Source organism: Mongoliibacter ruber (assembly GCF_003003005.1).
GTDB classification, from domain to species: Bacteria; Bacteroidota; Bacteroidia; order Cytophagales; family Cyclobacteriaceae; genus Mongoliibacter; species Mongoliibacter ruber.
In genome coordinates, this window is sequence record NZ_PVTR01000029.1 from 1 (window position 1) to 7,304 (window position 7,304).

Below are 7,304 nucleotides of genomic sequence, written 5' to 3' on the forward strand. Positions count from 1 at the left end.
AGCGCAGGGCTGAGGTAGTGAAGGATTACCTGATCAACAGGGGAATTGAGGCCTCGAGGATGGAGTATGAGTGGTTTGGCAAGAACATGCCTGTCCATGACTGCGGCACGGTTCCATGCACAGAAGCGATGCACCAACTCAACAGAAGGACGGAGCTGAAATTGGGAGGATCCAAAGATTGATTCATGAATACAATTTGGGGATTGATAGGAAAAAAACACAATACTATCAATCCCTGAAGTGTAGAATACTCTTTGAATAAAAAGCTGAATGCTAATCTAAGTGTGTGTGCACAACCGGAATTGATTTAAAAAAATGATCATGGCTCATACCCAGTGTGGTAGGAGGAAAGAATAAAAAGAATCTCGTTGTCGATTTTAATACAAATGATATGAATAAAAATATTTACCTATTAATCCTCTTCAGTCTGTTTTTGACAGTATCTGGGATGGTAAATGCAAAAATCACTTCCTCAAAATTTGCTTTTGGGTTTGCGAATATTCTCGATAAAGGGCCAGTTCCTTCTACGACTATCAGGTTTAAAAATTACACAAATAGCCAAATAGAAAATTTGTGGACTATTGATAATCAGATTTTAAGGATCAATTCAACATTGACGGAACTATGGTTTATTCATGATTTTAATCCACTTAAGAAGAAATCAGTGAGTGGTAGGCCTCAAATTATTGGAGGCTATCTGATCGTTTCTGCAGCGGCTGTAAAAAGTGACTTCATTACTTATTCTGAAGTAGTGTGGAATAATCCGTTCCCCACTAGAATCTATTTTGAAACCGGTAAAAGATCAGTGGTCTCATATGTCACTAGTGAAAAGATTTTTCCAATTAAAACCCTATCTGACATAGTGTTTAATACTTTGATCAAGTAGTCAGAGGACTATCTCTTATTGATATAATGCATTTAATTTGAAATCGCACGCATGATGAAATATTTACAAATTTACTTGGCCTATTTACTTGGTATTTTAAAAATGCAAAATGCCAATTTACCGACTTCTTTTTTTGCCATGACTAATCATCTATTCAGAAGATCAAGAGGTCCTTTAAAACGACAGCTCTCTTTGGCTATTCTTAATTTTTTTGTTGTATTCGCTGGAATATTGTTGGCTAACAATAGTTTACACGCCCAATCGGGTGAGGTGCTACTTAAGTGGACAGATGTGCTTGCGCCAGGAACCAATATCGCTAATGGTGTTACCATTACTAATATCGGAGGAAGTGGGGTTGATGCGGAAATAAGTTTCACTGGTGCAGTTTGTGGTCAAAATTCTCCAAGAATTATTGATACGACTCCACAATATGTTGGCGCTGGCGAGCCTTTCGACGAAGATTCGGGTATGATATGGTTTAGATCTACGACTGGGGTAGACTGTTCTGGTGATCTAACGAATGCCGGGTTTATGGTGATCCAGTTTTCTGAACCGATTGTTGGTCTGCGCTTTAGAGCAAATAATATCGATAGATCAACCGTAAGTACAGGTTGGCAAGATCGGGTATTTTTTCAATCGCGACTAGATGGTACAAACCAGCCCACCTCAGTTTCACTGACACCAGGGACTGCGACATCACCTAATATAGGTGTTTTTGCTGCCCCTGATAACAGACGCTTTGCAACCCAGAATAATCTGACTGGGGCTTACAATTCTAATGATGCTAGAGGATCTGTTTTGGTTCGCGTTGATGGTTTGTCAGACCGAATGATAATTGGCTTGAATTCACCTACTAGCGCTACTACTGGTCACAGATTGGATATAGGTGATATTGCCTTTATCCCAGTATCAGAGGCTTTTGAGGCCTTTGACGATGTCTGTGCTGCAAACACTATTTTTCTTTCTCAAGGGAATCAACTCCGCAATGTTGATCGCTCAGTAAACCCATTCTCTTACCCTACGATTGGCACTAGTGCTTTTGACTATAATGCTATTGGTTTTAATCCTATTGATAACCTTATTTATGGTTTTAGGATTGATCCTAGTGTAACAGCAACCAATCGATTAATTGTTATTGATGCTACGGGTGTGGCTCGTGACATGGGACCAGTATCAGGTCTTCCAGCTAACTCTACTTATGTTGCGGCAGATTTTGATCCGGATGGATTTCTTTGGGTTCTTAACAATAACAGTACACGGATTTATAAGGTTAATGTCCAAACTAGAACTGTTGAAGAAGACAGGGCTGTAAACATTGGCACGAATGATCGGGTAACTGATATTGCATATGATAATATTTCCGGGAATTTTTGGGGTGTATCAAGTAATACTCGGCAGTTGGTCAGGATTAATCAAAATACTGGCGCTTGGATTAATGTTGGTACACCAAATCTATCGGGCGGTGGCGTTGGAGCAATGTATGTCGATATAGATGGAAATATTTATGGAGCGGTTAATGGAGGTGGATTTTTTCAATTTGATAGAAATACAGGGCAAAGTACACTAATTTCAAATTCTCCAAGCTCGTCTAACAATGATGGTGCTATGTGTTATACAAGTACCCTTACTTTTGACGCAGATATTCAAGTTACAAAAACAGTCAATAATCAAACTTATTTTTCAGGAGATAATCTTGTTTACACTATAACAGTTACCAATGCAGGGCCTTTTGGAGCTACAAATGTTCAAGTTTCAGATCCATTGATTGCCGGTATTCCGGAAGCTAACCACAGTTATACAGCTACGGTTTCAGGGGATGCAACAACAACTGTATCTGGTACTCAAACAGGTGCTATTGATGATTTGGTTAATTTACCTGTTGGAGGTACAGTTACTTATATCTTGACAGTCACTGTTCCTTCCGGTTTTACAGGGCCCTTAACGAATACAGTTACGGCTGAAGCTCCCCCAAATATCAATGATACAGATCCTACTAATAATGAAGCAAGCGTTACTACCCAACCTGCAATGCCTTTTGATTGTGGAGATAATAGGTTGCTTCTCAATCAGTCAATTGTTAGTGGAGATCCATCGATTTTATATGATATAATCAGGTCCGATAATCCTTTCGTTTTTGAGCCGATTGATGATGGTACACATGGAATTACATATAATGCTATAGGGTATAATTCCCAAGATAATCTTGTGTATGGAATCCGTTCCAGTACTAATAGATTGGTAAGGATAGACCAATCTGGAATTCCAGTAGATCTTGGTCCAGTCACTGGACTTCCTGAAAACAGGAACTACCTATCTGGGGATTTTGATGAAGATGGTATTCTTTATGTTCATAGCCCTGGCGATCTTGCAAACAGGATTTATAAAATTGATGTTTCAACTAGAGCTGTGGTTCAAACATTAACTCTGTTTAGAAATGCAATCTTTTTTGATATAGCATATAATCCAGTTGATGGATTTTTATATACGGTGCTTGGTCCAGGAGACCCTAATGCACCAGGGAGAATATGGAAAATAAATAGAACTACTGGCGCAGTCGATGCCGTGGGTCCAACGCCTCCTACTGCAATTTCTTTTGGGGCTTTGTTTATAGATGCTTTAGGTGGGTTCTATGGTGCAGCAAATAATGGAAGTGGTTTTTATCAGTTTGATTTAACTACGGGACAACGAACTGTTATTTCCGATGCTCCTTCATCATCCCTAAATGATGGGGCAATTTGTGCATCTAGCATTCTCACATTTGATGCAGATATTCAAGTTACGAAAACAGATGGGAGTGATATTTATTCACCGGGATCTAACGTGGTTTATACCATAGAAGTGACAAATGTAGGACCTTTTGGAGCTACAAATGTTCGAGTTGAAGATCCATTGATTCCTGGTATTCCAGCAGCTAATTACAGTTATACAGCTATAGCTTCGGGGGGTGCTACTACAAACGTTTCAGGTACTCAAACAGGTGCAATAGATGATTTGGTTAATTTACCAGTCGGAGGTACAGTTACTTATACCTTGACAGTCACTGTTCCTTCCGGTTTTACAGGGCCCTTAACGAATACAGTTACGGCTGAAGCTCCCCCAAATATCAATGATACAGATCCAAGTAATAATACAGCAACCGATACTAATAATGCTGAATCTGACCTAGCGGTTACCAAAACTGTAAATAATCCGACTCCTTTGGTAGGTGAAGAAGTTACATTTACTGTAACTGTTACAAATAATGGGCCTAGCGGAGCAACAGGTGTCGAGGTTGAAGATGTTTTGCCGTCTGGTTATACTTATGTGAGTCATTCAGTTTCTGTTGGCTTTGGTCAGTATTTCCCTGATACGGGCTTGTGGGATATTAGTAATATGTCAAATGAAGATATTGCAACGCTTCAAATAGTGGCTAGAGTAAATGGAGCTGGAAACTATACCAATGTGGCTACAGTTTCTGCAGAAAATGATGACCCAGATCCTACTAATAACGAGGCAAGCGCCACTACAGATCCTTTGCTTCCGTTCGTGGATGCCTGTGATGAAAACAGAGTTTTTCTTTCTCAAGATGATGAATTGTTTTTAGTTGACAGGTCGGGAAATCCTTTCACTTTCCCACTAATCGGAACCAGTGACTTTAGATACAATGCAATAGGATTCAATTCCGTGGATAATTATGTTTACGGTATTCGCCGCGGACGTGATGATGTGAATAACCCTAGAAACAGGTTGATTGTGATAGGTGCTAATGGTGTTGGTACGACGCTCGGTGAAGTTACAGGTCTTCCGAATACAGTAGGAAGTTTCTTCTCAGGAGATTTTGATGCTGATGGGTATTTATGGGTTCTTAATAACACCAATACCAAACTTTATAAGATCAATGTCCAAACTATAGCTGTAGTAGAAGATATCGATGTCACCAACAATGGTAACCGAGTGACAGACATCGCTTATGATGTGAATACCGGGAACTTTTGGGGCGTGAATGATAATAATTGGCAACTGGTCTCCCTTGACCCGACCACGGGTCTTATGACCAATGTTGGCACTCCAAACCAAGGTAACAGTGCTATGGGTGCTATGTATGCAGACGCTCTTGGTAATGTCTATGGCGCAGGAAACACCGGTGGTTTCTACCAATTTGATACTTCAACCGGTGCAAGTACCCTGATTTCTGACGCTCCAGGCTCTAACGATAACGACGGAGCTATATGTATCACTAGTATCCTCACATTTGCGGCCAATGTGACAGTTGTGAAAACCGTTGACGAAGAAAGCTACTTGAGAGGTGAAGAAGCTGTTTTTACCGTTACTGTACAGAATGATGGTCCTTTTGGGGCATCTGGTGTTTCGGTCACTGATCTTGTACCTACTGGAATTGATCCGAATAACGTAAGCTTCACGGTCGTAACTACTGGAAATGCGACATCTTCATATGATCCAAATGTTACCCATACAGGAGCGATTGAAGATAATGTTGGGCTTCCTTTCAGTAATACTGCAGGTGGGTCAAGTGTCGTGTATACAATCACCATAAATACAACCGATTTTAGCGGCACATTGGAAAATATTGTCAATGTTGAAATACCAGCTTCTGTCGATAATGTTGGAGGTCCAGAACTCGAAGCGAAAGCAGAGACTCAGGTGATCGCCCCACCTATTGCCAATGATGATTCAAGCCTTGGCAACCCAGTAGGTCAGGCAGTTACGCTTGATGTTGTGGGGAATGACAATGGATTTTTTGGCCTGAATGCAGTGCGGATAGTCGGGACAAATAATCCAAGTGAGTCCTTGGGAGTTCCCGGTCAGGGCACCTGGTCGGTAGATGAATTTACAGGAGAGATTACGTTCACTCCTGAGACTGGCTTTGTAGGAGATCCTGATCCTATCCAATATTTCATTACTGATGTGGATGGGATAACTTCTATTGAGCCTGCGACGGTTACTATTACTTATGCATATCTTACACTGACTAAGACTGCCTCGCAGCTTACCTATGAGCTTAACGATGAGATTACCTATACGTTTAGGGTTCTAAATAACAGCACTGTGACTTTGACAGATGTAGAGGTTGAAGATCCATTGGTTGGCTTATCAACGATTACACCTACTTCGGTACCTTCTTTAGCACCTGGAGCAACGGCATTATTTACAGCGACTTACACGATTATCCAATCCGATATCGATAACGGTCAAGTTGAAAATACTGCGACTGCGACTGCAATGCCTATTGTCGGCGGAAATGTAGGTGTACCAATTCCAAGTCCTGTTACGGATACGGATATGGTGACTATTAATGGTCCCGGTTCGAACCCATCGCTAGTGGTAGTGAAGACTGCCACGTCGGTTAACGGTGATGCGGATGCGACCAGCTTCACGGCTGAGGGTGATGTGATTGCCTATTCGATCACAGTGACCAACACGGGCAATGTTACCTTGACCAATATAGAGGTAGAAGATCCATTGACAGAACTGAGCGAGACGATAGCAGTATTGGCTCCTGGGGACATTGAGACCTTTACGACGACCTATACAGTAACACAGGCAGATGTAGATGCAGGTAGTGTAACGAACGCTGCGTCTGCTTCGGGCGATGGTCCTGATGGTCCGGTTCCGCCTGCGGAAGACGAGATCACGACACCTGGTCCTGATGCAGCGCCTGGGCTGACGATTGAGAAGACGGTGACGTCGGTTAACGGTGATGCGGATGCGACCAGCTTCACGGCTGAGGGTGATGTGATTGCCTATTCGATCACAGTGACCAACACGGGCAATGTTACCTTGACCAATATAGAGGTAGAAGATCCATTGACAGAACTGAGCGAGACGATAGCAGTATTGGCTCCTGGGGACATTGAGACCTTTACGACGACCTATACAGTAACACAGGCAGATGTAGATGCAGGTAGCGTGCTGAACGTAGCGAGCGCGACGGGCACAGATCCTGATGGCGATCCTACAGATCCTACGACAGATGAAGAGGAAGTAATTCTTGTTCCTAATGAGATAGAAGCTAATGATGATGACTTAGGTCCGATCAATGGAACGACAGGTGGCACAGTACCGGGCAATGTATTGGATAACGATACGTTGAACGGTGAGCCAGTTAACCCTGAAGAAGTGACCTTGACACCGATCAATGTAGATCCAAACTCTCCGGTAGTGATCAACCCAGATGGAACGGTTACGGTAGCACCGAACACGCCAGCGGGAGACTACGAAGTAGCGTACAGCATCTGTGAGGTGTTGAACCCTGGCAACTGTGATACAGCGACAGTAACTGTAACTGTGACAGCGCCAGGAATAGAGGCCAATGATGATGACTTCGGTCCGATCAGCGGCACAGAAGGCGGCACAGTACCGGGCAATGTATTGGATAACGATACCTTGAACGGAGATCCTGTGAACCCTGATGATGTGA

3 protein-coding genes are annotated in these 7,304 nt (G+C 42.4%); all 3 read left to right on the forward strand.

Annotated elements, in window-relative coordinates:
- The coding region (locus CLW00_RS21005; protein WP_146131474.1) for an OmpA family protein at positions 1-182 on the forward strand (182 nt) is incomplete at its 5' end.
- A gap of 209 nt (positions 183-391) precedes the next feature.
- Positions 392-886: a hypothetical protein gene (locus CLW00_RS21010; protein WP_146131475.1), complete on the forward strand. Its 495-nt coding sequence runs from the start codon at positions 392-394 to the stop codon at positions 884-886.
- 51 nt (positions 887-937) lie between these two features.
- A partial coding sequence (locus CLW00_RS21015; protein ID WP_146131476.1) for a DUF6923 family protein occupies positions 938-7,304 on the forward strand: 6,367 nt, incomplete at its 3' end.

What these genes read in the sequence shown, in the direction of transcription:
- CLW00_RS21010 (WP_146131475.1), top strand. Translation starts at nt 392, where the DNA reads ATGAATAAAAATATTTACCTATTAATCCTCTTCAGTCTGTTTTTGACA.